We start from the raw sequence: 22,818 nt of genomic DNA on the forward strand, positions 1-22,818 counted from the left end.
TCGAGCTCTGGGCGGCGCTCCTGCACACGTTCGTCGACGGACTCGCCTCCCAGATCATGAACACGCCCGGCGAAGTGTCCGCCGACACCGCCGCACAACTGCTGCGTTCACTGCTGCAAGCCGTACCTCGTGCATCTTCTCGTCGGCGGCCTCGGCCGGCTCGTTGACGAGCTTGGCTACCAGGGTTTTGGCGGCTTCGGCGCACAGCGCGATCAGCAGGTGCGACTTGCCGGTGCCGGAATCACCGACCAGACACGACGGCAGCTCCTTGCGCACTCATTTCCCGGTCGCCGGCGTGTGGATCACGGCGGGGCCGACGTCGGGATTGGCGTCGAAATCGCCGATCAGGGTCTCGGGCATGGCCGGGGAGTACACGTTCAGCCCCCGACAATCGAGATTTTCACCGTACGGGGCATCTGCGACACCGTCGCGGCGCCGCCCGGGGTCACGCTATCGGGGAGTCAAAACACAGAACTCATTGCCATCGGGATCGGCCATCACCACCCAACTGACCCCGCTCTGGCCGATGTCGATTCGCGTCGCTCCCAGGGAGATGAGACGGTCGACCTCCGCTTGCTGATCACCGTGCATAGGTGGCGCGAGGTCGAAGTGCAGTCTGTTCTTCCCGGTCTTCGGCGCCACTGGCGGACCGCCCCAGGTGATCTTCGGACCGCCGTGGGGCGAGCGGATCGCGGTCTCTTGGTCCTGGTCCCAGACCAACGGCCAGCCCAGCGCTTCGCTCCAGAAGTACCCGACCTCCTGCGAACCGTCGCTCGCGAGCGCTCCGATGAATCCGCAGTCGGCAAGGAAGTTGTTGTCCGGCTCGATGACGCAGAACTCATTGCCTTCGGGGTCGGCGAGCACCACATGACCCTCCTCCGGGCGTTGCCCGATGTCGATGTGCTGCGCACCGAGTTCGAGCGACCTCGCCACCGTCTGCTGCTGGTCCTCGAGGGACGTGCTCGTCAGGTCGAAGTGCATCTGGTTGGGGCCGGTCTTCTTCTCCTGGGTCGGAAGAAATCGGATCCGGAACCCGGTGTCATCGCTCGGCAGGATCGCGATGCCGTCATGGGGGTCGTCGGCCGTCTCCCAGCCCAGGACGCCGGCCCAGAAGCGCGCGAGACGGAGCGGGTCGTTCGCATCGAAGCAGAGCGCGACGAGCTGAGAAGTCATGCCGCATCTCCAATCTGCTGACTCAGAGGCACAGGCAGGGCACGTTCTCCTGGCGCATGACGGAAGCAACGCTAACCCGATCGAGGACTGCGACGCCAACGCATATAAGTCAGAGGGCGACGCTTCCGGCGCACGATCCGCGATCAGGACAGTGGACGATTGGCGCAGGCGCGGGCCGGGGCCGGTTACTCGTACAGCTGGATCGCGGTGCCCTCAGCGGGAGGTTCCACGCGGCCGCCACCGCCCCAAGCACCAGGACCGGATGTCACGCACCGGACCGCGCCCAACTCGGCCGGGGACAGGTCCGACCCTTTCGAGCCACAACTCCGTGCTCAGCTGACGGCGGCGCCGAACCACCGTGGCAGCTGGCTGTGCAGCTCACGCTGATCGTCGCCGACCCACGCCACATGGCCGTCCGGCCGCAGCAGCGCGGCGGGCACGTCCAGTTCCTCGCTGATGTCGACGACGTGGTCGACCCGATCCGCCCAGCCCGCCACCGAGAGGCTGCCGGTCTGGTCGAGCAGCAGTCCGCGGCCGCCGTGCATCAGCTCGTAGAGGCGACCGCGCTTCAGCTCCACGTCCCGCATCCGCCGGCCGAGCAGTGAGTGGCCCTCGCCGAAGTCGTAGCGGATCCCGATCGCGGTGATCTTCTCGATCAGGTACCGGTTCACGTCCTCGAAGTCCACCAGTTGCGACAACAGCCGGCGCACTGCCTGGGGACCCGGCTCGAGGGACCCCAACTCGACCTGCGCCCGGGTGTTGTCCAGCACGTCGGCGGCCACCGGGTGCCGTTCGGTGTGGTAGCTGTCCAGCAGCTCCTCCGGCGCCCAGCCACCGACCTCGGCGGCCAGTTTCCAGCCCAGGTTGAACGCGTCCTGGATACCGAGGTTGAGCCCCTGCCCGCCCAACGGCGGGTGGATGTGCGCCGCGTCGCCGGCCAGCAGCACCCGGCCGGTCCGGTAGCGCTCGGCCAGCCGGGTGGCGTCGCCGAAGCGCGAGAGCAAGCGCGGTGAGTGCAGGCCGAAGTCGGTGCCGGCGAGCTTTCGCACCTGCTGCTTCAGCTCGTCCAGGGTCGGCAGGACCGTGCGGTCCTCCGCCACCCCGGCGGCGGGCGCGACGACGCGGTACACCCCGTCCCCGAGCGGCCCGGCGCCGAACCCCTTGTGGGTCTTGTGGACTTCGGTCACCACGGCCATCAGCGTCTCCGGCGGCACGGCCACCTCCACCTCGCCCAGCAGCCACTCGTGCGTGGCGGGCTCGCCGGGGAAGCCGACCCCGAGCAGCCTGCGCACCGTGCTGCGGCCGCCGTCGCACCCGACGAGGTAGCGCGAGCGCAACTGCGTGCCGTCGGCCAGCTCGACGGTCACCCCGTGTTCGTCCTGGCTCAGCCCGACCAGTTCGCAGCCACGCCGGATCTCGGCGCCTAGCTCGGTGGCGTGCTCGGTCAGCAGGCGCTCGACGGTGGGCTGCGGGATGCCGAGGATGTACGGATGTGCGGTGTCCAGCCGGTCCGGCGCCGGTTTGGTGATGCCGGCGAAGAAACGGCCGACCGGGTATTGCTTGCCGAGCGCGAGGAACTGCTCCAGCAGACCGCGCTGGTCCATCACCTCGATGCTGCGCATGTGCAGGCCGAGCCCGCCGGCGCGCCTGGTCGGCTCCGCGTCCTTCTCCAGCACGAGCGCGTGCACGCCGTGCAGCCGCAACTCACTGGCCAGCATCATGCCGGTCGGTCCCCCACCGGCAACGATCACGTCAATCATCAAACCCCCCATTCAAAGGTTGCATTTCGGCCAGCTCCTCCGCGCAGTCCGGCGGCGCGCACACCCCCTGCCTCCGCGCCGAGTGCCCGCAACCGCACCGCGCGTCCCACCAGCGGTTCGTACTTCGCGAATCCCTGATTCCCGCAGGTTCTGGCTTCGGTCGGAGATTATGCAGCACGAACCGGTCCTTGCCGCAAGGCCCCCGGTGCGCTATAGATTGGAAGTGGCAAGGAGTGGGTAACCTCCTTGCCTTTGCCTTTTGTTGTCCGCTGTGGACGGACAAGCTCCTCCCGAAACGGTGACGCGCCGCGTACGGCGATGTCGCCGCCGGCCGAACACACCTGGCTCATCTTCGGCGGGCAGTGCCCGCAGCTGCTTGACGGCGGCGCCGGTCGCGGCGGGTTTGCCAGCGAGTGAGAGCGTCGGGTGAGACACGGGCTGCCTTGCTCTTGGTCCGCCACCGGACGAACAGCGGAGAGGTGACCGGCATCTTGTTCACTCGCACCATGACCTTGCGCAGCGCGAGTTCGAAGGGGGTGGCCGGGACGAACAGGCTGCGCATCTGCATCCCGTTGCCGTGGAGGTAGGCGATGGAGGGGCAGCACCGCCCGCGGTGTCCCGAACTTGTGCGACTCGTCAGGGCTCGAGGTCGGTCACTCCTTTGCCGCTCCGTATATCGAACGGCACAGAAGCCTGGTCGTGCACGATCAACCAATTGCTGTCGATCTTCCGGAAGCAGAAAGTGCCCCGGACCCACATGCCGCTCGTCGCCGTCCCGTTCTCCAGCGTGCCGCTGAGCCGGCCGAAGCAGTGCCCGAATGCCACATCATCGCCCACGGTGAGCGTCAGGTCGCGAACCTCATAACTCACGTCCTGGAAGAACGTGAACGCGTTCGCCCAGTTCTTCAATTTCGCCTCGATCCCTACGTGCTGCAGCGGCGGCTCGACGTCGAAGGACACGACGTCCGCCGCGTAAAGCTGCTTCAGGCCCTCGAGATCCTTGGCTCGAATTCCTTCGGCTATCTTGTCGACATGCTGCCTGATCTTGGCTTCGTCTACCTCGCGTTGCGTAGGCATCGCTACCCATCCCTTCCGTCCGGCGTGAAATCTTGACTTCTCACTAGTACGACAACACAGCACCCTGGGATGTCAGGCCCCGGCTGCCGTACGAACTTCGGAATCGGTCGAAGTCATCGCATCCTCCATTCAAGAAATTCCTGCCCGCAGGACGGTCCTTTGTGGTTCCAGTAGTCCGACGGCGCAGTCCTGCAAAATGTGAGGTGCCACGACGGCTCGCCGATGCCGCCGGGGACGGGGTTCCGGGGTTCAGGCGACAGCGACCGGGGAAGCGGCGCGCAGTGGCGCGAGGGCGGTGCTCCAGGCGACGACCTGGTCCAGCAGCGTGTCCAAGGCAATGACGTTGTGGTCGCCCGGCTTGAAGACGGTGTAATTCTCGAACTCGGTCAGCAGTGACAGTGTGACCTGCGGAGCCACATCGGCCATCTGCAGTGCGCCGCAAATCAGCCGCAGCTGCTCGACCGCGCGGGCGCCGCCCACGCCGCCGTAGGAGACGAACCCGGCCGCCTTGTTGATCCACTCCGCGTGCAAGTAGTCGATGGCGTTCTTGAGCACTCCGGGGATGGAGTGGTTGTACTCGGGAGTGACCATCACGAACCCATCGAACGAGGCGATGGTGTCCGCCCACGCCCTGGTGTGCTCGTGCTGATACCGGCCCAGTGACGCCGGCGCCGGCGCAGGCTCGTCCAGGTGCGGCAACGGGTTGTCAAGCAGGTCGATCACCTCGAACTCGGCGTCTCTGCGGCGCGCCGCCCTCTCATAAACCCACTTGGCGACCTGTTCGCCCTTGCGGCCGGGGCGGGTGCTGCCAAGTATGATCCCAATCTTGATCATCGTTCTCCTGTTCTGATGCTGATACGGCATCGGTGAACTCACCGCGCAGCGTCTCGATCTCGATTCGGTCGGCGATGGTCTCGAGGTCGCCCATCGGTCTGGTGTGCTCCTCCGTGCAGTACGACAACGCAACCCCTCAGAATGTGAGGCGACGCGCCAACCTCACAGTTCACTGCGCTGTCTTGTCGGACTGGTAAGAGAAGATGCGACCAAGGGGGCCGACGACACGATGACGATCCAGTCCGAGCCAGGAGGCGGCCGGCTCGATCCAGGCCTGAGCGCGATCATGGGCGAGCGGCGCCAGCTGATCAATCTCGCCTACCGGCTCCTCGGCTCCCTGGCCGACGCCGAAGATGTCGTACAAGAGACCTACACCCGCTGGTACGCCATGTCCCGGCAGCAGCAGGACGCCATCGAATCCCCCGGGGCCTGGCTGAGCAAGGTCGCCAGCCGTCTGTGCCTCAACGTGCTCTCCTCGGCACGCGCCCGGCGAGAGACCTACGTGGGCGAATGGGTCCCCGAACCGCTACCCGACCCTACGGAGTGGATCACTGGGCGGTCGGACGGCATCACCGTCGACCCGGCCGACCGGGTCACCCTGGATGAGTCGGTCAACATGGCCTTCCTCGTCGTGCTCGAAGCGATGACCCCGGCCGAGCGCGTCGCGTTCATTCTGCACGATGTCTTCCGGTATTCCTTCGCCGAAGTGGCCGAGATCGTCGGCCGTACCCCGGCTGCATGCCGCCAGCTGGCCTCCTCGGCCCGCCGCCGCATCCGCGCGTCGCAGGCTCCGGCTGCTCTGGCAGCCCAGCAGGCCGGCGTCGTGAGAGACTTCAAGCAGGCCTGGGAGGCCAAGGACATCAACGCCCTCATCGGCCTCCTCGACCCCGACGCCACGGCGATCGCCGACGGCGGCGGCGTCGTCGGCGCCGCGCTCCGCCCGATGGTGGGCGCCGAGCAGATCGTGCGCTCACTGGTCAATCTCGAGGGCAGACTCCGCAACCTGACGATCATGGAGCGTACGGTCAACGGCCAACCCGGCCTGATCGCCCAGCAAGACGGCGTCACCGTATCGGTGTACGCGTTCGAGGTCGCAGGCGAGCGGATCAAGCGCATCTGGGCCGTACGCAACCCTGACAAGCTCCGCCCCTGGACGACGGGCTGACTCGCACTGCTCACTCTCAATAGCCAAGTGCCGACACGGGCTGCGCAACCGCGATGGCCAAGACCCGGGGCATGTCGCGCCCACCCCGCGAGCTGATCATCAGCGTTTCTCTTGCGGTTCCCCGGTGACCCAGTCCCAGCTGGTGATCGTGGTCCGCATCAGCCGGGCGGCGGTTGACAGGTGGCTGTCGGCGCCCCAGTGCAGGGTGACCGCGCGACGGCAGTCGGGGCTGTCGACGGCGATCCAGGCGCCGGGGGTGCGCGTGGCGCTTCGGCGGGCGAAGGCCGGAACGAGACCGATGCCGAGTCCCGCGCTGATCAGCTCCGCGATGGCGGCGGGCTCGTCGCTCTCGCAGACGATCTTCGGCGTGATGCCTCTCGCGGCGAAGAGCCGATCGAGCAGCCGGCGTAGCCAGTGCCCCTTGCGGGCGGTGATGAAGGGCTGGTCGGTGAGTTCGTCGATGCTCACGGAAGCACGGCCCGCCAGCGGGTGATCGAGCGGCGTGCCCACCCCCACAGCCTCATCGAACAACTGCGTCGACTCCAGGCCCTCGGCATGGATCGGCTGCGAGGCGACACACAGATCGACGTCCTGGGCCCGTAGGCGGCGGGCCATGTCCTCGGCCGGTGACCAGTGGAGTTGGACCTCGATGGAGGGATGGGCGCGCTTGTAGGCAGCCAACGGTCCGGTGAGAGTCATGAAGGTCTCCGACGCCAGCCGCACCGTGCCCACACCCTCGCTGGTGGCCTCGGCGACGGCGCGCCGCCCCGCATCGAGCTCGCCCAGGGCGCGTTCTACGTAGTCGCGGAAGAGCTTGCCCGTGTCATTCAGCCGGAGCCGGCCGCTCCGATCGAACAGCGGTACGCCCAGCTCGCCCTCCAACCGGGCGATGGTACGGCTCAGCGACGGCTGGGCGACGCGGAGCGCCTCGGCCGCGCGGCTGAGGTGCTCCAGCCGCGCCACCACCAGGAACTGCTTGAGCGAGTTCAGCTCCATCATGCCTCCCGGGTCATAACACCATAGCAATATTAATCTTAGACAAGATAACTCTCGAGCCATATTGTCGGGCGCGTTCGCATATATAGATCAGGGTGAGGAGGATCCCTCATGGTCACCAGCAATCTGGGATCCGCTGCCGCGCATCGGACAAGGGCGACCGGGTGGGTTTTCCGGGCCATTGTCAGCGCGCATGTGGTGGCGATCGTCGGCCAGCCGGTGTTCGCCGGGGTGTATCTGACCGGTGACTTCGACAGCCTGCGCTGGCACGCGCTCGGCGCCGACGTGGTCACCTCCATCGGTTACCTGCAGATGCTCGCGGCGATCGTCGTCTGGGTCCGGCTGCGTCAGGCCTGGCCGTTCCTGGCCACGATGGCGGTGGTGGCGGCCGAGACGGTGCAGTACGTCGCCGGCTTGGAGGGCGCGTTGTGGCTGCACATCCCGCTGGGCGTGATGACCGTCGCCGCGCTCGTCGTGCAGTTCATCGCGGTCTGGCACCGGCCCCTCCCGCGGAGGCAGGCCCGCAATGCGTGAGCGTGGCATGACCAGGCGGCGGATGCTGGGCATCGGCGGGGCGTTCGGGCTGATGGCGGCCACCGGGCTGTCGACCTCGGCCGCGCTGGCCCGCCGGCCGTCGATCACCGGCGCCGAGCTGCGCAGTGCCGTACCACTACCGCCGCCTTTCCAGGTGCCGCTGCCGATTCCCGCCGTTCTGAAGCCGATCAGCACCTCGGGCGGCACCGACCGTTATGAGATCACCCAGCGTGAAGCGAGTGCGGAGATTCTGCCTGGTGTGAGGACGCCGCTGTGGACGTATGAGGGCACCTTCCCCGGGCCGACCATCGAGTCGCGCCGCGGCCGGCCGGTTACCGTGTCACACCGCAACGAGCTGCCCGTGCCGACCGTCGTGCACCTGCACGGCGGACACACCCCGGCAGCCTCCGACGGCTACCCCACCGACCTCGTCCTGCCCGAAGGCCGGCACGACGCCACCATGCACATGGGTCACGGCTCTGAGCATGGCATGCACGATCCACGGGCCGTGGTGACCAAGCTGACGCGGGACTACACCTTCCCGCTGGACCAGCGGCCCACGCTGCTGTGGTACCACGACCACCGGATGGACTTCACCGCCCCCGCGATCTGGCGCGGCCTGGCCGGGCTGCACATCGTCCGCGACGACGCCGAAGACGATCTCGGCCTGCCCGCAGGGCCGCGCGAACTTCCTCTCATGATCGCCGACCGCGCGTTCACCGCCGACGGCAGCCTCGACTACCCCGCCCTCGACCCCACCCTGCGGGAGCGGCCGGGCGTGCACGAGCCCTACCTCGCCGGAGTCCTCGGCGACGTGATCTTGGTCAACGGCGCCCCCTGGCCCGTACACGAGGTCGACACGGCCCGCTACCGGCTACGCATCCTCAACGCCTCCAACGCCCGGCACTACGAACTCGAAGCGGTCACCGACGACGGCCGCCGGCTCGACCTCGTCCAGATCGGCACCGACCAGGGACTGCTCGCGACGCCGGTCACCCACCGGCTCCTGCCGATCGCACCCGCAGAACGTTACGACGTGATCATCGACTTCTCGGGTGTCCCGGTCGGGAGCCGCGTCAGACTCATCAACCGGCTCGGCGCGGGCCGTACCCGCGACGTGATGGCCTTCCGCGTCGCACGCCACGCCACCGACGACAGCCGCATCCCACGCACCCTCTCCACCGATCTGCCGACCTGGCGACGATCGGACGCCGTCGAGGTGCGCGAGTTCTCCTTCCGCGCCGGGCAGATGCGCGGCGATCACGGATGGCTGATCGGCGGGCTCCCGTTCGACCCCGCCCGCACCGACGTCACCGCCCGGCTCGGCGACATCGAGGTGTGGCGGCTGATCGCCGACGTCCACCACCCCATCCACTTGCACCTGGTCGGCTTCCGCGTGCTGTCGCGCAGCGGCCGCCCGCCGCTGCCACACGACGCGGGCCTCAAGGACACCGTCTCCTTGCGGCCGGGCGAAGCGGTGGAGATCATCACCCGTTTCGACGGCTACCGCGGCCGTTACCTCTTCCACTGCCACAACGCCGAACACGAGGACATGGGCATGATGGCCAACCTCGAGATCATCTAGGAGCCATGTGCCATGCTCCACCCTCGAATACGTCGGACTCCCCGCCCCCTGGGACCGCATCATCACCCGCGGCGAGCACGGCACTCCCGCATTCACCGCCTCCCGGCTTGACCGCGGCATCCCCGTGGCCGCCCTGACCATCGACAACTGGGGCGCCGCCGACCACCTCCGCGCACTCATCGCCACCGCACACCGCGGCAACCCGCGACGACTCACCGACCCCGACACACCCCTGCCGGACCTCCAGCCGAAAGAGCCGAGTGGCCGCAGTATCCGTCGGACCATCCATTCAGCCGGCCTGGAGGAGGCCGTATCAGTGGTGTTCGCCGCTGTGATGGTCGACGAGGCGGGTGAGCAGCTCGATCAGGTGTTGCCGGTCGGCGGTGGGTAGCGGGGTGAGGAACTCGTCCTGGGCGCCGGCCAGTAGCCGGTCGAGTTCGGTGAGCTGCCGCCGGCCCGCCTCGGTGATGGTGATGATGTTGCGTCGGCGGTCTTCGGGGTCAGGTGCGCGCTCGACGAGTTGCCGCTCGGCTAGATCGTTGACGGTGGCCACCATGTCGCTGCGGTCGATGCCGGTCCGGCGTCCGAGGCTTGCCTGGCTGGCTGGACCGTACTCCTCCAATGCGGCGAGCAGCGAGTAGTGGTAGCGCCGGAGGCCGGCCTTGGCGAGAGCTTGGTCCACGATCCGGTTGGCGGTCAGTGCGGCCTGGTTGGTCAGCCTGCTCGGTAGCGTGCGCAGCCGCTTCGGCGGCTTTCCCTCTGGGATGTCCACGGAGGCAATCTAGCAAATTGTTGGCCGTGCCCACGATTATGTGTACAGTTGGCCCAGCCAACGTTTACTTGTCCAACGAAACTTATCGCAGATATGTGATCTCCCATGAGCATTCACACCCTGAAGGACGCGACACCGCACATGATCACTACAAGGCCGTCTCGCTGTCCGCGAAACGATCAAACCCCGCTCAGCACAAGTGTCCGGACGATAAAGAACAAGCTGAGAGGGTGTCTCTGAACTGGTAATACGATCTCTTCGAGCCGCAGAGAGACGCGCCGCGATCAGCGACCCCTCAGGAAAAGCGAATGACCGGCAAGCGGCTCGAACGCAAGAATGCCTCCCATGTCCCAGGCGATACTGCGTACCGACCGCATCAAGCTTGTTCCGCTGTCCGACGAGCACCTCGAACACGAGATTGAACTCGACGCTGATCCCGAGGTCATGCGCTACCTCACCAGCAGTGCACGTAGCCGTGAGGAAGTCGAGGTCCTCCATCGCCAGCGGGTTGCCGCCGCAGGCCGCGTTGCGGGGCTTGGGTTCTGGGTCGGTTTCGTCGACGGGCAGTTCGTCGGCTGGTGGATCCTGGAGCCACCGGAGGGCGTCGACCAAGGCCCGATCGAAGGACAGGCCGAACTCGGATACCGGCTCCTGCGTCGCCGCTGGCGCCAGGGCTTGGCCAGTGAGGGAGCCCGCGAGCTTATTCGCCACGGATTCGAAGATCTTCGACTGACCCGCATCTTCGCCGAAACCATGGCGGTCAACACCGCCTCCCGCGCAACGATGACCGCAATCGGCATGCAGTACGTCCGTACGTTCCACTTGGACTGGGAAGCGCCGCTCCCCGGCAGTCATCTTGGCGAAGTCGAGTACGCGATCACCCGAGAGCAATGGCTCGCTTACCAAGCGACCAATGCTGGACCGGTCGCAGCCTCCTGAACCGGCGGCAGCTCTCAGGCGGCCTGTGGCGCAGACGCCGGCCATCGGGTCCACGCCTGGGGCTTTTTCCTGGTCAGACGCCTGGTCATAAGCGTGCTCGAGGCGACGGTCAAGTTCGCTTCGCCGCGTGAGGCTTGCGCTCGAAGTCGATCACGTTGCGTCGGGACCCTCAAGCCGGTGGATCACGCGGCGGAGGCCTGATTCGACAGCATGCTCCGAAACCTCAGGCGGCAGGCCACGCACCTGCCGCCCGAGCCGAACCAGGAGGATGGTCATGAGGCCGCTGACGACTCGCCGTCATCCACCGCAAGCTCCCCTGCAATGCGCGCAATCGCGGCCTGATCGTCGGCAAGCCGAGCGCCTTTACATTGTAGATCCGCACCGCCACGATCTGATCGGCGTCGCGGATCGTCTGCAGGCTGTGCACGATCACCAGCACGATCCCTCGCCTCGGCAAGGTCGGTGGCGTTCATCGCCCTCTCGTCGTCGCCCTGTGACCATGGCGGCGGTCTGCCGATTGACGGTGAGGTGAGGGTGGATTATTTCTCCGGCAGTCGCCCTACGTCGGATACCGGTCCGATATGGCCAAGCTTGTCGGGATTGGCCACCGAGTGGATCGCCTGGACCACGCCGTCGGCGATGTCGAGTTCGACCACGCCGGCCACACGCCCTTCGGCGTCGTACATCACGGCGCCCGGCCGGCCGTTGACCCAGGCCAGCCGGAGGGAGACGCCGAGCATCCGGACCCGGCGGAGCCCGCCGACGAGCAGCTTTCCGACGCGCTGCCGCTCGGTCGCGGGCTTCCCGATCGCCCGCGCCTTGCCGCCGCCGTCCCCATGGAGCACCACGTCGGGCGCGAGCATGCCGAGCAGCGCGTCCATGTCACCGCCCGCGGCGGCCTCGAAGAACCTGCGGGCGAACTCCTCGCCTTCCGCCCGCCGCGCCGGGGGCGGCGCGCTGTCGCGTACCTGCCCCCCGGCGGCGATGCGCTGCCTGGCGCGCGCGAAGATCTGCCGGCAGTTCACCTCGGTCTTGCCGGTGATCCTCGCCACGTCCGGGTAGCCGTACCCGAACACCTCGCGCAGCATGAACACCGCCCGCTCCACCGGCGAAAGGGACTCCAGCAGCACGAGGAACGCCATCGACAGCGAGTCGGCCAGCTCGGCGTGCTCGGCCGGCCCCGGCCCATCGGCGGGCATGACGACCGGCTCGGGCAGCCACTCCCCCACGTACGTCTCCCGCCGCACCCGCGCCGAACGCAGGTAGTCGATGCCCAGCCGCGTCACCGCCGTCGTCAGGTACGCCTTCGGATCGGCGATCGTGGTTCCCGCCAGGCGCGCCCGGGTCATGCCGAGGAACGCGTCCTGCACGATGTCCTCGGCGTCGCCCACGGATCCGGTCATCCCGTAGGCGATGGAGAACAGCAGCGGCCGGTACCTGTCCGTGCCCGTCTCATCCGCTGCCCCAGGCACGGAATCCCTCCCGCCAATTCGCGTACCGCGGCTCATCTCCTTGGCCTTCTCGTTCGAGGACGCTGCCGCACGACGTCCAGCAGGGTATCCGAGGCGCCCGGCCCTCGATCATGCCGTACCCCTCCGCTACGGTCTTGTCCACGTGCCACCGCCCGCGCCGGCGACGGAGACGGGGGCCGCGCCTTCGTGGGCGACAAGGGTGGCTTCGAGATGTGACACCTCGGGCCTTCGCCGCGTCTCCGGCGTCGGCCGCAGGTTGGTTGCACGGTGGTCACCACGCAACGGGGCCAAGGCGATCGATGAAGGTCCCGGTCGGCCCGTCGGCGTCGATCATCGCGAGTTTGACGATCGAGTCGGTGCCCTCGGTGACCGTCAGCTGGCCGGTGTGATGGTTCATGTCCGTGGCGGCGAACTTGCGGTTGGCGACTTCTCCGGGAGTGGCGACGTTGAATTTGATGTTCGGGAGCGCCTGGGCGTACCGGACAGTGATCATGTTCAGCGCCGCTTTCGACGAGCTGTAGGCGAGCTCGTGCATTTTCGAGACGGGCTGCTCTGGATCGGTCACGACCGCGAAGGAACCGCCACCGCTGGACACCATCACCACCCGCGGATGGTCCGCCGCCTGCAGCAAGGGAAGGAACGCGTGCGTGACCCTGATCGGTCCGTACACGTTGGTGTCGTAGACGGAATGAATTTCGTCAGCCGTCGCGTCCGCAGGCGCAATGATCTTTCCTGGCGCGCCGGCGTTGTTGATCAACACATCCAGCCGGTCGGTGCGGTCCCGGACCAGCCGTACCGCGCCGGCCACCGACTCGTCCGAGGTCACGTCCAGCGGGACCATGACCACGTTCGCGCCACCATCGGTCAGCTTGTCGGCCGCTGCCCGTCCGCGACCTTCATCACGCGAGCCGAGAAAGATCGTCCAGCCCTGTTCCCCGAGCCGCCGGGCCGCCTCAAAACCAAGTCCCTTGTTGCCTCCGGTGATCAACACCGAGGTCTGTTCCGCGTTTGTCATGCCATCTAAGACGACAAGCCCCGCTCGCCTGTGACAGGTTGTGAGCGTCCTCACAACCGGGAGCCCGTCGCAGCGCGGAGGCCCACGCGCAAGCAGCCGCCGCACCGCTCCTCCCGCGCCAGGTCAGCCCCACGACGACCCAGTACGGCACCAGCTCCAGGGAGCTGCCGGAGCTCGTCCTCCACGAACGGCCCCTGCCACGCCGGCACCCCGTACACGACGGCCCCGGCGAGCGCCGCCAGAAGGAGCGCGACGGGCGCGATGGGGCAGCCACGTTGACCGCCTCCCGCCAGTGCGCACCCGGATGGCCGGCCCGCCACACGCCCGCTACGGCCAGTACAGCCCGGGCGTCCCGGCCACCCGTTGGTTGGGCGTGGATGCGAGCCGGGCGGGTCAGGACGGTGTCGTGACCGTGGGTGAGTCGGTGCGTTGTGGCCGCGGCGTGGAGACTTCCGCGGGCTTGGACCTCACCAGCCACAGGCCGGTGAACACGGCGCCGGCCAAGGTGACGGCGCCAGCCGCGACGAAGGCGCTGTTGAGGCCGGCCTCGAAGGACGCGCCACCGGATTCCCGGGCGCGGACGATGGCTCCGAGCACCGCCACGCCGAGCACCGCGCCGATCTGCCGGGTGGTGCTGCTGATGCCCGACGCGAGGCCTCCTTCCTGCGGGCTGACCGCCTGGATGGCGGCGCCGGTCAGCGGGGACATGGTCAGAGCGAAACCGACGCCGACCACGGCCAGCCGCCACCACACATTCCCGTAGGCGGTATCCGCGTGCACGAAGCCCAGCGCCAGCAGCCCCAGCCCAGCCAGCGCCAGACCGATGGTGACCACGATCCGGAAGCCGTACTTGGCGGCGAACCGGCCCGCATACGGGCTGACGACCACCATGGCGAGGGAGGCGGGCAGGGTCTGCAGGCCGGCGCGCAGAATCGAACTGCCCTGGACGTACACGAAGAACTGGGAGAAGAAGAAGGACGAACCCATGAGCGCGAAACCCACCACGACCATCGCCGTGTTGGACACCGTGAACAGCCGCTGCCGGAACAGCCGCAATGGCAGCATCGGCGTCGAACCACGTCCTTCGACGACGACGAAGGCGGCGAGGATCAGCACCGCGGCGGCGAAGCTGCCCAGGATCACCGGCGAGGTCCAGCCACGGGAACCGCCCTCGATCAGCCCATAAGTCAGCACCCCCACACCCAGGACGGACAGGACCGTCCCCGGGATGTCGATCGCCGGTGCGCCGGAATTGCGGGACTCGCCCAGAATGCGCAGACCGGCCAGCAGCAGGACCGCGCCGATGGGCACATTGACGAGGAAGATCGCGGGCCAACCGAAGGCATCCACCAGAATGCCACCGGCCAACGGTCCGGCGGCCAGGCCGATCCCGCTGAATCCCGCCCACAGCCCGATCGCCTTGACTCGTTCTTGTGGAACGGGATACGCGGCGGCGAGCAGGGCCAGCGAGGCGGGGCTCAGCGCCGCGGCCCCGATGCCCTGCACCACCCGTCCGGTGATCAGCCAACCGATCGTGGGTGCGACGGCGCACAGCACGGACGCGGCGGTGAACACCGCGACGCCGGCCAGGAACACCCGCTTGCGGCCGAAACGGTCGGCGAAGACGCCGCCGGACAGCAACAGCATGGCGACCAGCAGAACGTAGGCGTCGACAATCCATTGCAGACCGTTCAAGTGGGTGTGTAACCGCTGCTGCATATCGGGCAGCGCCGCACCAACAATCGTGCTGTCGAGCAGCACCATGAACTGACCCAGGCAGGTCACTGTGAGCAACGCTGCCCGGTTCGATCCGATGCCTACGGCCTCAGACGGTTCAGCCTTCGTTGCGCCTTCGTGTGCGGTCAACGCTGTTCCCTCTCATGATGCGAATGGCTCCCTCACACCATAGTTCCATAATTCCGAACTATCGAATTGTGGGGTATCGTCGAGGCATGCGACCGCTACCCGAGCCCGCGCGCGAGTCACTGACGCTCGCGCCAGTGCTGCACGCGCTCAGTGATCCGGTGCGCTTGGAGTTGGTGCGGCGCGCCTGGGCCAATCCCGAGTCGACCTGTTCCGTTCTCGCCGACGGTTTGGATGTGCCGATGTCGACGCTGTCCAATCACTGGCGGGTCCTGCGCGAGGCCGGGCTGATCAGCATGACCGTCGACGGCCGACACCGGCGGATCCGGCCACGCGCCGACGATCTAAGCGACCGCTTCCCGGGCTTGCTCGATCCGATCCTGCGCCTCGGTGCGGCCGAGTCGTTGAACAGCCGTCTGGTGTGAGGCTGTTCCTCAGCGTCTGGGAGGGTTTGCGCTGGTCCGGCCGGGCAAGGCTGTGATCGTCGTCCTCATGGAACGGCCCCGTATCGACGTTGTATTACTGACGACCAGCGCGAACGGCAGCGCCAGGCGGCCACGCAACGCCACTCTGACCGGCAGTCCGAGGCCCGTAGAGGAGGATTCGTCGGCATCCTGATCGGCGGAGTCATCATCACCTACATGGGCGGGGCCTGTGGTGGCTCGCGCTCGGAGCCCTCCTGGTCCTGGGCGCGCATGACGGCCTGGCTCTCGCGCCCTCCCCGACCCACGGCATCGGCAGATCGAGGGAGGACGACGGCCGGTTGAGGCGCCATGGAGGGGCGGCACATACTTCTCATCATGACCATGATGGAAACCGAACGACTCGTGATGCGTCCGCTGACCGGCGACGACTTCGACGACTACGCCAGAATGCTCGCCGACCCGGAGGTCGCGGACGGGCTGGCGGAGAGCGTGGGGACTTCGCCGAGTGATGCCTGGAGGAGCCTGGCCACGTTCATCGGGCACCGGGAGATCCGCGGCTACTCGCATTGGGCGCTCGTCGAGAAGGCCACGGGCCGGTTCGTCGGCCGCGCCGGACCTTGGCGACCACACGGCTTTCCCGGGCTGGGCGTCGGCTGGTGCCTGGCCCGCGAGCACTGGGGCAAGGGCTACGCCACCGAAGCGGCCCGCGCCGCCCTCGACTACTGCTTCGGTGCGCTGGGCGCGCACGAGGTGATCTCCCTCATCCTGCCCGGCAACATGCGCTCCATCTCCGTCGCCGAACGCATCGGCCACCGCCACCTGCGCGACACGGACTACCGTGGACAGACGGTCCATGTCTACGGCCAGCACGCCGCCGCACAGTAGCCGTCGCCAGCGGGTCACCTGAGCAACAACCGTGAATCCAACGAAGTCACCCTGACCTGCGGTGATGAGTCTCCGGAGGCCAGCTCGAGGCGGAATTTAGGCACACCGCTCTCGATGGCATGGTGGTCGCCGCCGGTCGCGAGTTTCAGGACGTACTTATAGATACGCACACGCCAGGATCAGCGAGACAGGACAAGTGCCGCGCCGGCGTGGCCTGGCTTCAGATGATCAGGCCCCCCGAAGCCAGCAATGGGACAGGCACTCAGCTCCGCTTTAACCTCTGGCTGCGGTTCTCCACCGGCTCCGCGTGGCCTTGGGTCGGCCCGGTTCAGTTGGTGTCTGCCAGGTCGTCGAGGTCGGGGTCGATGGAGAGGGACTCCCAGAAGTCCACGTATGCCTGCTCGTGCAGAATCCCGAGCTTGAGGATTCTGGCTCGCGACACCAGCCGCGTCTGGTCGGAGGGGTCGAGTCCGGCGCGCAGCGACTGGTAGACCTCGAGCCAGTAGCGGTGTTGGCGCGCCTGCTCGCGGGCGAGCGCCACCACGTCGGCGGGGTCGCCGAGGTCGGCGAAGAAGAGTTTGAGCTGCGCCGGGTCGCGGGTCTCCGGCTCGGGGGCGTGCGGGTCGGCCAGCCACTGCTTCAGCGCGGTGTGGCCGGCGTCGGTGAGGTGGAAGACGCGGCGACGGCGTCCGGTGTGCTCGGCCTCCTCCTGCAGCAGACCGAGTTGGGCCAGCCGCGCCGGGATCCGGTAGAGCTGCGCGTGCGGGATTGGCCAGAAGTAGTCGACCGACTCCTCCACCTTGGCCTTCAGCTCGTACGGCGTCATCGCGCCGTGGCGCGCGATCAGCCCGAGCACCACGCACTCGGGGGAGGTGAGCTCCGGCACCTTCCACATCCTTCCATTGACATCGTCTCATTGAGAGCATAATGTCGATCCCATCGATACCGTATCAATGATACCATTGGAGTGGTGATGAGCACCGACACTCGGGTCATGGACGTTGAGGACTTCAACGTCCGCATCTTCGAGTTGTGGTCCGCGTTGTGGAACGGCGAGCTGAGCCTGGCCGATCGAATCATGGCGCCGCAGTTCCGGCTTCGTTACGCCCAGCCGGGCACGGACGCCTTCGACCACATCCGGCACCCTTCACAGCTGGCCGAGATGATCGCCCAGTTCCGGGCGGCCCGTCCCGGATTGCACTTCGCCCCCGACGGCGAGGCCGTCGCCGATGTCCACCTCGCCGACGGGGGGCCTCGCGGCAAGATCGCCCAGCCCTATTTGGCGCGCTTCACCGGCGAGACCGGGCGCGACCTGCGCATCAGCGGGATCGACATGCTGCGCATCGAAGACGGCCTCATTACCGAGGTTTGGTCGGTCTCCGGCGGGAGAACCGGACGGGCCTTCTACAACAACTGAAGATCGACGACCGGAACTGGGTGGCCGGCCTGATCGTCGTGCTCGACGGCGGGCGAATCATCGAGTACGGCACGCACGCCGGGCTCATCGACCTCGCCGGCCACTACCGCCCACCTGTACGACCTCCAGGCATCCGCCTACCAGTGAGCAATCCAGTCGATCAGGCGCGGGGCCGCGATTCACATGCCATCGTCCCCGGCTCTCGCAGTCGCCGGGGACGCCGCTACCGACTCGGACCGCTGCCGGGGTCGCGCCACTTCCCGAGCAGCGCGTCGACGTACATTTGCGCGCGGTGCCCGAGCCCGATGTCCTCCCCTCTAGCCTGCGATGAGGGCGTTGGCCTCTGTGATGAGCTTCTGTGCGGCATCGTCAGGGCTCATCCGGCTGAACAGAACCTCGTTCGTATACCGTCTGAGGATGTCCTCGATGGCGCTGGCGTGCTTCGGCGGAGCGGCGGGCGGGTCCGTGAGCTCGCCCTTGATCTCGTCGAGGAAGGCCAGCGTCTTCTTGTCGGTCTCCGGAAGCTTGTCCCTGACTGCCGCCAGCACCTTGGAACTGGCCGGCAGGCCGCGGTCGCTGAGGATGATCGTGCCGGCCTCCGGGTCGTTGATCATGAAATCGATGAACTTGGCCGCCGCGGCCTGGCGCTCAGACTTTGCCGAGGCGGCGTAGAACATGGCCGGCTGCAGGAACATGCCACCGGTGGGAGCGCCTTGTGCCTTCGGCATCCGCAGCAGGTCCACTTCCTTGCCGCCTGACGCCTTGTTGATCGAGCCGAGCTGGTTGCTCCACCACATCCCCATCGCGCCGTTGCGGGTGGCGAACAGCGACCGGTCCTCGCCCTGTGACCCGAGCTCCACGCTCTTGGCGGCGTCAGGAGAACCCTTGGTCTTGATCAGTTTCCGGTGGACGGCCCACCACGCCTTGAGCGTATTGGGCGAGACGCCGATCTTGTTGCCCTTGTAGAGAGACTCGCCCCGCTGAGCTGCGAAGATCTGCAGGAAGGCCGGGTTGAAAGCCTGCTGCGTGCCGTAGACCTTGCCACCGGTCCTCGCGGTGATCTGCGCCGCCAAGTCGACGTACTCTTCCCAGGTCCACGTGGTGTCGTCAGGTAGTCTCTGCCCCGCGTCCCTGACCGCCTTCGGGTCCACGACCAGGGACCAGGCGTTGACGCCGGTGGGGATGGCGAACTGCTTCCCGTCGATGGCACCGGTGGCGAGCACCTTGCCGTCGATGTCGGCGGTGTCGACCTTGCTGGCCAGGTCGGCGAGCGTGCCGCGGTCGGCGTATTCCCTCAGGCCGCGGATCTCGAGGGTGATGACGTCAGGCGCTTCGCCGCCCGCGACCTTCGTGGCCAGCCTCTCGTAGTAGTTGCCGAAGTCGGAGAACTCTTCCTCGATGTCGATGTCCGGGTTCTTCGCTTCGAACTTCTTGATCGCCTCTTGCGTCATCTTCTGCCTTGCGGCGCTGCCCCAGTAGGAGAAACGTAACTTGATCTCGCCGTCGGCGCCTTGGCCGCCGCAGGCCGCGGTGATCGCCAGCACAGCAGTGGCCAGCGACACTGCCGTCCACATCTTCTTGCCAGAGCCCACGGCTCTACCTCCTGGGGTTGGGGGGGCGCAGGACCTGCTTCGGTCCCGGGGTAGTCGCACCACGGATCAGTTACTTCCGTCCGGCCAGGAAGAAGTCGGCGATCAGCCCGAGCGCGCTGATCGGCATGGCGAACATCGGGGCCCCACAACGACTCTCCACCGGAGTCAAAGAATCCCGCAAGGTTACCGGGGCGGTGAAGTTGCCGGAAGTTATTGAGGTAGAGGAACTGGCTGGGGATGTCTTAAGTGAGCGTTTGATCCCGAGAGTTCCGTCTTATGGGGATTTCAAATGTCTCGCCATGTTTAGGCGGATTTGCCGAACGTGGGTGGCATCCTCACCCTCGGCCTGGGCACGAATACCACACGCGTACCAGCACAGACCGTGAGGAGGACCCGGCGGGCGGAATGGAACGCGCGATCGGCGATAGTGAGGGGGCACAATGAACGTCGGTCTCGGGCTGCCTATCAGCGAACCCGAATGCCTGCTGGAGTGGGCGCGGCGCGCGGACGATGGACCGTTCAGCACGCTCGGCCTGCTGGACCGTCTCGTCTACGACAATCCCGAGCCTCTGGTGGCACTCGGCGTGCTCGCCGGGGCCACCTCGCGGATCCGGGTGCAGACCGAGGTGCTGCTTGCCCCGCTGCGCGAGCCCGCGCTGCTGGCCAAGCAGGCCGCGACCCTGGATCGCATGTCGGGAGGCCGTTTCACGCTCGGTATCGGCCTGGGGGCGCGGCGGGACGACTACGAGGCGGCGGGGGTGGATGTGCGCGGCCGGGGAGTGCGGCTGGACGAGATGATGGAGGTGATGCGGCGTGCGTGGTCGGGCGAGCCGTACGGAAAGGGGATCGGCCCGATCGGCCCCGCACCCGCCCGGGCGGGCGGCCCGGAGGTGCTCTTCGGCTCCTTCAGTCAGGCCGGGCTCCGGCGCGCGGCCCGCTTCGGCGACGGCCTGCTGTGCGCGGCCCACCTCGCCGATGCCGCCCGCCAATTCCAGGACGCCGAGCAGGCATGGCAGGCCGAGGGCCGCCCCGGCCGTCCCCGGCTGGTCGCGCAGTTCAACGCCGTCCTGGGGCCGGACCACCTGATCGAGCAGGCACGCGATTCGCTTCATGCCTATTACGGGGGCCCTGACTACATGAACCTGCCGGCGGGGTTCGCGGAGGGGGCGGTGGCAAGCATGCTCACCACACCCGCCCAGATCCATGACACGCTCGCCCAGATGAGCGATATAGGAGCCGACGAGGTCATGTTCTACTGCTGGTCAGCGGATGTGGCACAGGTGGATCGCTTCGCCGGGACACTGGGCGAGCACGGGACGCCGACGCGCTGAATGCTCCAGCGCCGGCCACGGTCACCGGAAACGACCACGGCGGCGCCGGTCTCCTTCTTATGGGCGCGGGATGTTGCGCAGGTTCGACCGGGCGAGTTGGACCATGCGGCCGACGCCGCCGGTGAGGACGAGCTTGCTGGTGGTCGTGGCGAAGCCGGCCAGTTGCCGGCCGGTGACGCGCGGCGGGATGGCGAGGGCGTTGGGATCGGTGACGACGTCCAGGAGAGCGGGGCCGTCGTGATTCAGCGTCTCGCGTATCGCGTCTCGTACATCATGAGGATCTTCGACCCGTACGCCGTGGGCGCCTGCCGCGCGGGCGATCGCCGCGTAGTCGGTGTGGGGATAGGACGTGCCGTACGGCGGGAAGCCGCCGACCAACATCTCCAGATCGACCATGCCGAGCGAGGAGTTGTCGAAGAGCACGATCTTGACCGGCAGGTCGTAGTGGATCAGCGTGAGGAGATCGCCCATCAGCATGGAGAATCCGCCGTCTCCCGACAGGGAGACCACCTGCCGGGAGCGGTCGGCCAGCTGCGCGCCGATGGCCTGCGGCATGGCGTTGGCCATCGAACCGTGGGTGAACGACCCGATCAGACGGCGTCGGCCGTTCGGTGACAGGTAGCGGGCCGCCCAGACGGTGCACATGCCGGTGTCGACGGTGAAGATCGCGTCGTCGGCGGCCTCGTCGTCCAGGATGGCGGCGACGTACTCGGGGTGGATCGGCCGGTGCCGTTCCACGTCGCGGGTGTACGCCGCGACGACGCCTTCCAATGCCTCGGCGTGCTTGGCCAGCATCCGGTCCAGGAACCGGCGGTCGGTCTTCTCCCGCACCTGCGGCGTCAGCGCGAGGAGGGTCTCGCGGACGTCGCCCCAGAGCGCCAGGTCGACCTTGGAGCGGCGGCCCAGGTGCTCGGGCCGGATGTCGACCTGGACGATGCGCACGTCGTCGGGCAGGAACGCCGTGTAGGGGAAGTCGGTTCCCAGCAGGATGAGCAGGCCGGCCTCGTGCATCGCGTCGTAGGCGGCGCCGTAGCCGAGCAGTCCGGACATGCCGACGTCGAACGGGTTGTCGTACTGGATCCATTCCTTGCCGCGCAGCGCGTGCCCGACCGGTGCCTTGACCCGCTGGGCGAAGGCCATGACCTCGTCGTGAGCTCCGGCGGTCCCGCTGCCGCAGAACAACGTGATCGCGTCCGCCTGGTCGACCATCCGGGCCAGCGCGGCGATCTCGGCCTCCCCGGGGCGTACGACCGGCCGCTGGGTGAGCAGCGCCAATTCTGCCGCCGGCTGCTCCACGTCCTGACCGGCGACGTCTCCCGACATGCTCACGACGGCGACGCCCGAGCGGCCGATGGCGTGCTGGATGGCGGTCTGCAGGATTCGCGGCATCTGCTCCGAATGCGAGATCAGCTCCGAGTAATGGCTGCATTCGGCGAACAACCGGTCCGGGTGGGTCTCCTGGAAGTAGGAGGTGCCGATCTCGGCGCTGGGGATGTGGGCGGCCAGCGCCAGCACCGGCGCCATGCTCCGGTGCGCGTCGTACAGGCCGTTGATCAGATGCAGATGGCCCGGGCCGCAACTGCCCGCGCAGGCGCACAGACGTCCGGTGATCTGTGCTTCCGCCCCCGCCGCGAATGCCCCGGTCTCCTCGTGCCGTACTTGGACCCACTCGATGTCGGAGCTCCGGCGTACGGCGTCGGTGACGGGATTGAGGCTGTCGCCGACCACGCCGTATATTCGCTTGACTCCGGCCTGGGAGAGAATATCGACAAACTGCTCCGCAACGCTCTGCCTCGCCATTTTGCAAACTCCCTGTCGAGCGACTCTCCAGCCCGTCGAGACCCCTGCCCCATACCGTTCCCCCCGGGCGCTTCACGGTCCGCAATGGGCCTTCTAAATGACGGCATGTGAAACGCCGTTGCGGGCAGTCGGTACAGGTAGGAGGTATAAAGAGAGCACTTTTCGGCAAATTTAGTGTGATCA

24 protein-coding genes are annotated in these 22,818 nt (G+C 67.3%); 9 read left to right on the top strand and 15 right to left on the bottom strand.

Going from position 1 to position 22,818, the window contains the following annotated elements:
* Nucleotides 1–54 precede the first annotated feature (54 nt).
* From ACQPWU_RS30560 to ACQPWU_RS30585, 6 genes are all read right to left on the bottom strand, one after another.
* Nucleotides 55–276 (bottom strand): hypothetical protein, encoded by a 222-nt coding sequence (locus ACQPWU_RS30560; protein ID WP_433427567.1) that lies wholly within the window; start codon nucleotides 274–276, stop codon nucleotides 55–57.
* A gap of 174 nt (nucleotides 277–450) precedes the next feature.
* A complete protein-coding gene (locus ACQPWU_RS30565; protein ID WP_433427570.1) occupies nucleotides 451–1,173 on the bottom strand; it encodes a VOC family protein in 723 nt (240 codons plus the stop codon).
* A 332-nt stretch (nucleotides 1,174–1,505) separates the two neighbouring features.
* Nucleotides 1,506–2,933 (bottom strand): rifampin monooxygenase, encoded by a 1,428-nt coding sequence (rox, locus tag ACQPWU_RS30570; RefSeq protein ID WP_433427573.1) that lies wholly within the window; start codon nucleotides 2,931–2,933, stop codon nucleotides 1,506–1,508.
* Between the two features lie 346 nt (nucleotides 2,934–3,279).
* Nucleotides 3,280–3,501 (bottom strand): hypothetical protein, encoded by a 222-nt coding sequence (locus ACQPWU_RS30575; protein ID WP_433427575.1) that lies wholly within the window; start codon nucleotides 3,499–3,501, stop codon nucleotides 3,280–3,282.
* 68 nt (nucleotides 3,502–3,569) lie between these two features.
* Complete coding sequence (locus ACQPWU_RS30580; protein ID WP_433427577.1) at nucleotides 3,570–4,010, bottom strand: YybH family protein; 441 nt, start codon at nucleotides 4,008–4,010, stop codon at nucleotides 3,570–3,572.
* 249 nt (nucleotides 4,011–4,259) lie between these two features.
* Nucleotides 4,260–4,844 carry an NADPH-dependent FMN reductase gene (locus ACQPWU_RS30585; protein ID WP_433427579.1) on the bottom strand — a complete coding sequence of 195 codons (585 nt, stop codon included), beginning with the start codon at nucleotides 4,842–4,844 and terminating at the stop codon, nucleotides 4,260–4,262.
* Between the two features lie 229 nt (nucleotides 4,845–5,073).
* On the opposite strand from ACQPWU_RS30585, the gene sigJ (ACQPWU_RS30590) reads away from it, so the two are divergent.
* Nucleotides 5,074–6,009: an RNA polymerase sigma factor SigJ gene (gene sigJ, locus ACQPWU_RS30590; RefSeq protein WP_433427582.1), complete on the top strand. Its 936-nt coding sequence runs from the start codon at nucleotides 5,074–5,076 to the stop codon at nucleotides 6,007–6,009.
* Between the two features lie 99 nt (nucleotides 6,010–6,108).
* On the opposite strand, the gene ACQPWU_RS30595 is transcribed toward sigJ (ACQPWU_RS30590), so the two are convergent.
* Nucleotides 6,109–7,008, bottom strand: coding sequence for a LysR substrate-binding domain-containing protein (locus tag ACQPWU_RS30595; RefSeq protein ID WP_433427585.1), 900 nt, complete (start codon nucleotides 7,006–7,008; stop codon nucleotides 6,109–6,111).
* Between the two features lie 108 nt (nucleotides 7,009–7,116).
* On the opposite strand from ACQPWU_RS30595, the gene ACQPWU_RS30600 reads away from it, so the two are divergent.
* Genes ACQPWU_RS30600 through ACQPWU_RS30610 form a run of 3 tightly spaced genes read left to right on the top strand, consistent with a single transcriptional unit; the run spans nucleotide 7,117 to nucleotide 9,515 of the window.
* Nucleotides 7,117–7,539, top strand: coding sequence for a hypothetical protein (locus ACQPWU_RS30600; protein ID WP_433427586.1), 423 nt, complete (start codon nucleotides 7,117–7,119; stop codon nucleotides 7,537–7,539).
* Nucleotides 7,532–9,124: a multicopper oxidase family protein gene (locus ACQPWU_RS30605; protein WP_433427588.1), complete on the top strand. Its 1,593-nt coding sequence runs from the start codon at nucleotides 7,532–7,534 to the stop codon at nucleotides 9,122–9,124. The genes ACQPWU_RS30600 and ACQPWU_RS30605 overlap by 8 nt, the downstream gene beginning before the upstream one ends.
* A 7-nt stretch (nucleotides 9,125–9,131) precedes the next feature.
* Nucleotides 9,132–9,515 (top strand): oxidoreductase C-terminal domain-containing protein, encoded by a 384-nt coding sequence (locus ACQPWU_RS30610; protein WP_433427590.1) that lies wholly within the window; start codon nucleotides 9,132–9,134, stop codon nucleotides 9,513–9,515.
* Here the strand turns inward: ACQPWU_RS30610 and ACQPWU_RS30615 are convergent.
* Nucleotides 9,438–9,896 carry a MarR family winged helix-turn-helix transcriptional regulator gene (locus tag ACQPWU_RS30615; protein ID WP_433427593.1) on the bottom strand — a complete coding sequence of 153 codons (459 nt, stop codon included), beginning with the start codon at nucleotides 9,894–9,896 and terminating at the stop codon, nucleotides 9,438–9,440. The two genes, ACQPWU_RS30610 and ACQPWU_RS30615, sit on opposite strands and share 78 nt — an antisense overlap.
* A 345-nt stretch (nucleotides 9,897–10,241) precedes the next feature.
* Here ACQPWU_RS30615 and ACQPWU_RS30620 point away from each other — a divergent pair, with 345 nt between their 5' ends.
* Complete coding sequence (locus tag ACQPWU_RS30620; RefSeq protein WP_433427595.1) at nucleotides 10,242–10,835, top strand: GNAT family N-acetyltransferase; 594 nt, start codon at nucleotides 10,242–10,244, stop codon at nucleotides 10,833–10,835.
* Nucleotides 10,836–11,058: 223 nt separating this feature from the next.
* Here ACQPWU_RS30620 and ACQPWU_RS30625 read toward each other — a convergent pair whose 3' ends face one another.
* The 4 genes from ACQPWU_RS30625 to ACQPWU_RS30640 all read right to left on the bottom strand — a co-directional run bounded on the left by ACQPWU_RS30625 (nucleotide 11,059) and on the right by ACQPWU_RS30640 (nucleotide 15,188).
* Nucleotides 11,059–11,274, bottom strand: coding sequence for a hypothetical protein (locus ACQPWU_RS30625; protein WP_433427598.1), 216 nt, complete (start codon nucleotides 11,272–11,274; stop codon nucleotides 11,059–11,061).
* Between the two features lie 100 nt (nucleotides 11,275–11,374).
* Nucleotides 11,375–12,307: an RNA polymerase sigma factor SigJ gene (gene sigJ, locus ACQPWU_RS30630; protein WP_433427601.1), complete on the bottom strand. Its 933-nt coding sequence runs from the start codon at nucleotides 12,305–12,307 to the stop codon at nucleotides 11,375–11,377.
* Between the two features lie 271 nt (nucleotides 12,308–12,578).
* Nucleotides 12,579–13,322, bottom strand: coding sequence for an SDR family oxidoreductase (locus ACQPWU_RS30635; protein ID WP_433427603.1), 744 nt, complete (start codon nucleotides 13,320–13,322; stop codon nucleotides 12,579–12,581).
* Nucleotides 13,323–13,715: 393 nt separating this feature from the next.
* Nucleotides 13,716–15,188 (bottom strand): DHA2 family efflux MFS transporter permease subunit, encoded by a 1,473-nt coding sequence (locus tag ACQPWU_RS30640; protein ID WP_433427606.1) that lies wholly within the window; start codon nucleotides 15,186–15,188, stop codon nucleotides 13,716–13,718.
* An 86-nt stretch (nucleotides 15,189–15,274) separates the two neighbouring features.
* Between ACQPWU_RS30640 and ACQPWU_RS30645 the strand changes: the two genes are divergently transcribed.
* Together ACQPWU_RS30645 and ACQPWU_RS30650 are read left to right on the top strand one after the other, a co-directional pair.
* Nucleotides 15,275–15,610, top strand: a complete 336-nt coding sequence (locus ACQPWU_RS30645; protein WP_433427609.1) for an ArsR/SmtB family transcription factor — start codon at nucleotides 15,275–15,277, stop codon at nucleotides 15,608–15,610.
* Between the two features lie 375 nt (nucleotides 15,611–15,985).
* Nucleotides 15,986–16,495, top strand: a complete 510-nt coding sequence (locus ACQPWU_RS30650; protein WP_433427612.1) for a GNAT family N-acetyltransferase — start codon at nucleotides 15,986–15,988, stop codon at nucleotides 16,493–16,495.
* Between the two features lie 328 nt (nucleotides 16,496–16,823).
* Here the strand turns inward: ACQPWU_RS30650 and ACQPWU_RS30655 are convergent, their stop codons facing one another.
* Nucleotides 16,824–17,381, bottom strand: a complete 558-nt coding sequence (locus ACQPWU_RS30655) for a PadR family transcriptional regulator (protein WP_433427615.1) — start codon at nucleotides 17,379–17,381, stop codon at nucleotides 16,824–16,826.
* An 87-nt stretch (nucleotides 17,382–17,468) separates the two neighbouring features.
* On the opposite strand from ACQPWU_RS30655, the gene ACQPWU_RS30660 reads away from it, so the two are divergent.
* Nucleotides 17,469–17,912: a nuclear transport factor 2 family protein gene (locus ACQPWU_RS30660; RefSeq protein WP_433427618.1), complete on the top strand. Its 444-nt coding sequence runs from the start codon at nucleotides 17,469–17,471 to the stop codon at nucleotides 17,910–17,912.
* Between the two features lie 317 nt (nucleotides 17,913–18,229).
* Here ACQPWU_RS30660 and ACQPWU_RS30665 read toward each other — a convergent pair whose 3' ends face one another.
* Nucleotides 18,230–19,504 carry an ABC transporter substrate-binding protein gene (locus ACQPWU_RS30665; RefSeq protein WP_433427621.1) on the bottom strand — a complete coding sequence of 425 codons (1,275 nt, stop codon included), beginning with the start codon at nucleotides 19,502–19,504 and terminating at the stop codon, nucleotides 18,230–18,232.
* A gap of 440 nt (nucleotides 19,505–19,944) precedes the next feature.
* Here ACQPWU_RS30665 and ACQPWU_RS30670 point away from each other — a divergent pair, with 440 nt between their 5' ends.
* On the top strand, nucleotides 19,945–20,835 hold the full coding sequence (locus ACQPWU_RS30670; RefSeq protein WP_433427624.1) for an LLM class flavin-dependent oxidoreductase: 891 nt from the start codon (nucleotides 19,945–19,947) through the stop codon (nucleotides 20,833–20,835).
* Nucleotides 20,836–20,892: 57 nt separating this feature from the next.
* Here ACQPWU_RS30670 and ACQPWU_RS30675 read toward each other — a convergent pair whose 3' ends face one another.
* Complete coding sequence (locus ACQPWU_RS30675) at nucleotides 20,893–22,635, bottom strand: pyruvate dehydrogenase (protein WP_433427627.1); 1,743 nt, start codon at nucleotides 22,633–22,635, stop codon at nucleotides 20,893–20,895.
* Nucleotides 22,636–22,818: the final 183 nt, after the last annotated feature.

Source organism: Nonomuraea sp. CA-141351 (assembly GCF_050944675.1).
In the GTDB taxonomy this organism is placed as follows: Bacteria; Actinomycetota; Actinomycetes; order Streptosporangiales; family Streptosporangiaceae; genus Nonomuraea.

Coding starts and splice junctions, on each gene's coding strand:
- ACQPWU_RS30565 (WP_433427570.1), bottom strand. CDS start 1,173: ATGACTTCTCAGCTCGTCGCGCTCTGCTTCGATGCGAACGACCCGCTC.
- rox (WP_433427573.1), bottom strand. CDS start 2,933: ATGATTGACGTGATCGTTGCCGGTGGGGGACCGACCGGCATGATGCTG.
- ACQPWU_RS30575 (WP_433427575.1), bottom strand. CDS start 3,501: ATGCAGATGCGCAGCCTGTTCGTCCCGGCCACCCCCTTCGAACTCGCG.
- ACQPWU_RS30580 (WP_433427577.1), bottom strand. CDS start 4,010: ATGCCTACGCAACGCGAGGTAGACGAAGCCAAGATCAGGCAGCATGTC.
- ACQPWU_RS30585 (WP_433427579.1), bottom strand. CDS start 4,844: ATGATCAAGATTGGGATCATACTTGGCAGCACCCGCCCCGGCCGCAAG.
- sigJ (WP_433427582.1), top strand. CDS start 5,074: ATGACGATCCAGTCCGAGCCAGGAGGCGGCCGGCTCGATCCAGGCCTG.
- ACQPWU_RS30595 (WP_433427585.1), bottom strand. CDS start 7,008: ATGATGGAGCTGAACTCGCTCAAGCAGTTCCTGGTGGTGGCGCGGCTG.
- ACQPWU_RS30600 (WP_433427586.1), top strand. CDS start 7,117: ATGGTCACCAGCAATCTGGGATCCGCTGCCGCGCATCGGACAAGGGCG.
- ACQPWU_RS30605 (WP_433427588.1), top strand. CDS start 7,532: ATGCGTGAGCGTGGCATGACCAGGCGGCGGATGCTGGGCATCGGCGGG.
- ACQPWU_RS30620 (WP_433427595.1), top strand. CDS start 10,242: ATGTCCCAGGCGATACTGCGTACCGACCGCATCAAGCTTGTTCCGCTG.
- ACQPWU_RS30635 (WP_433427603.1), bottom strand. CDS start 13,322: ATGACAAACGCGGAACAGACCTCGGTGTTGATCACCGGAGGCAACAAG.
- ACQPWU_RS30645 (WP_433427609.1), top strand. CDS start 15,275: ATGCGACCGCTACCCGAGCCCGCGCGCGAGTCACTGACGCTCGCGCCA.
- ACQPWU_RS30650 (WP_433427612.1), top strand. CDS start 15,986: ATGACCATGATGGAAACCGAACGACTCGTGATGCGTCCGCTGACCGGC.
- ACQPWU_RS30660 (WP_433427618.1), top strand. CDS start 17,469: ATGAGCACCGACACTCGGGTCATGGACGTTGAGGACTTCAACGTCCGC.
- ACQPWU_RS30670 (WP_433427624.1), top strand. CDS start 19,945: ATGAACGTCGGTCTCGGGCTGCCTATCAGCGAACCCGAATGCCTGCTG.
- ACQPWU_RS30675 (WP_433427627.1), bottom strand. CDS start 22,635: ATGGCGAGGCAGAGCGTTGCGGAGCAGTTTGTCGATATTCTCTCCCAG.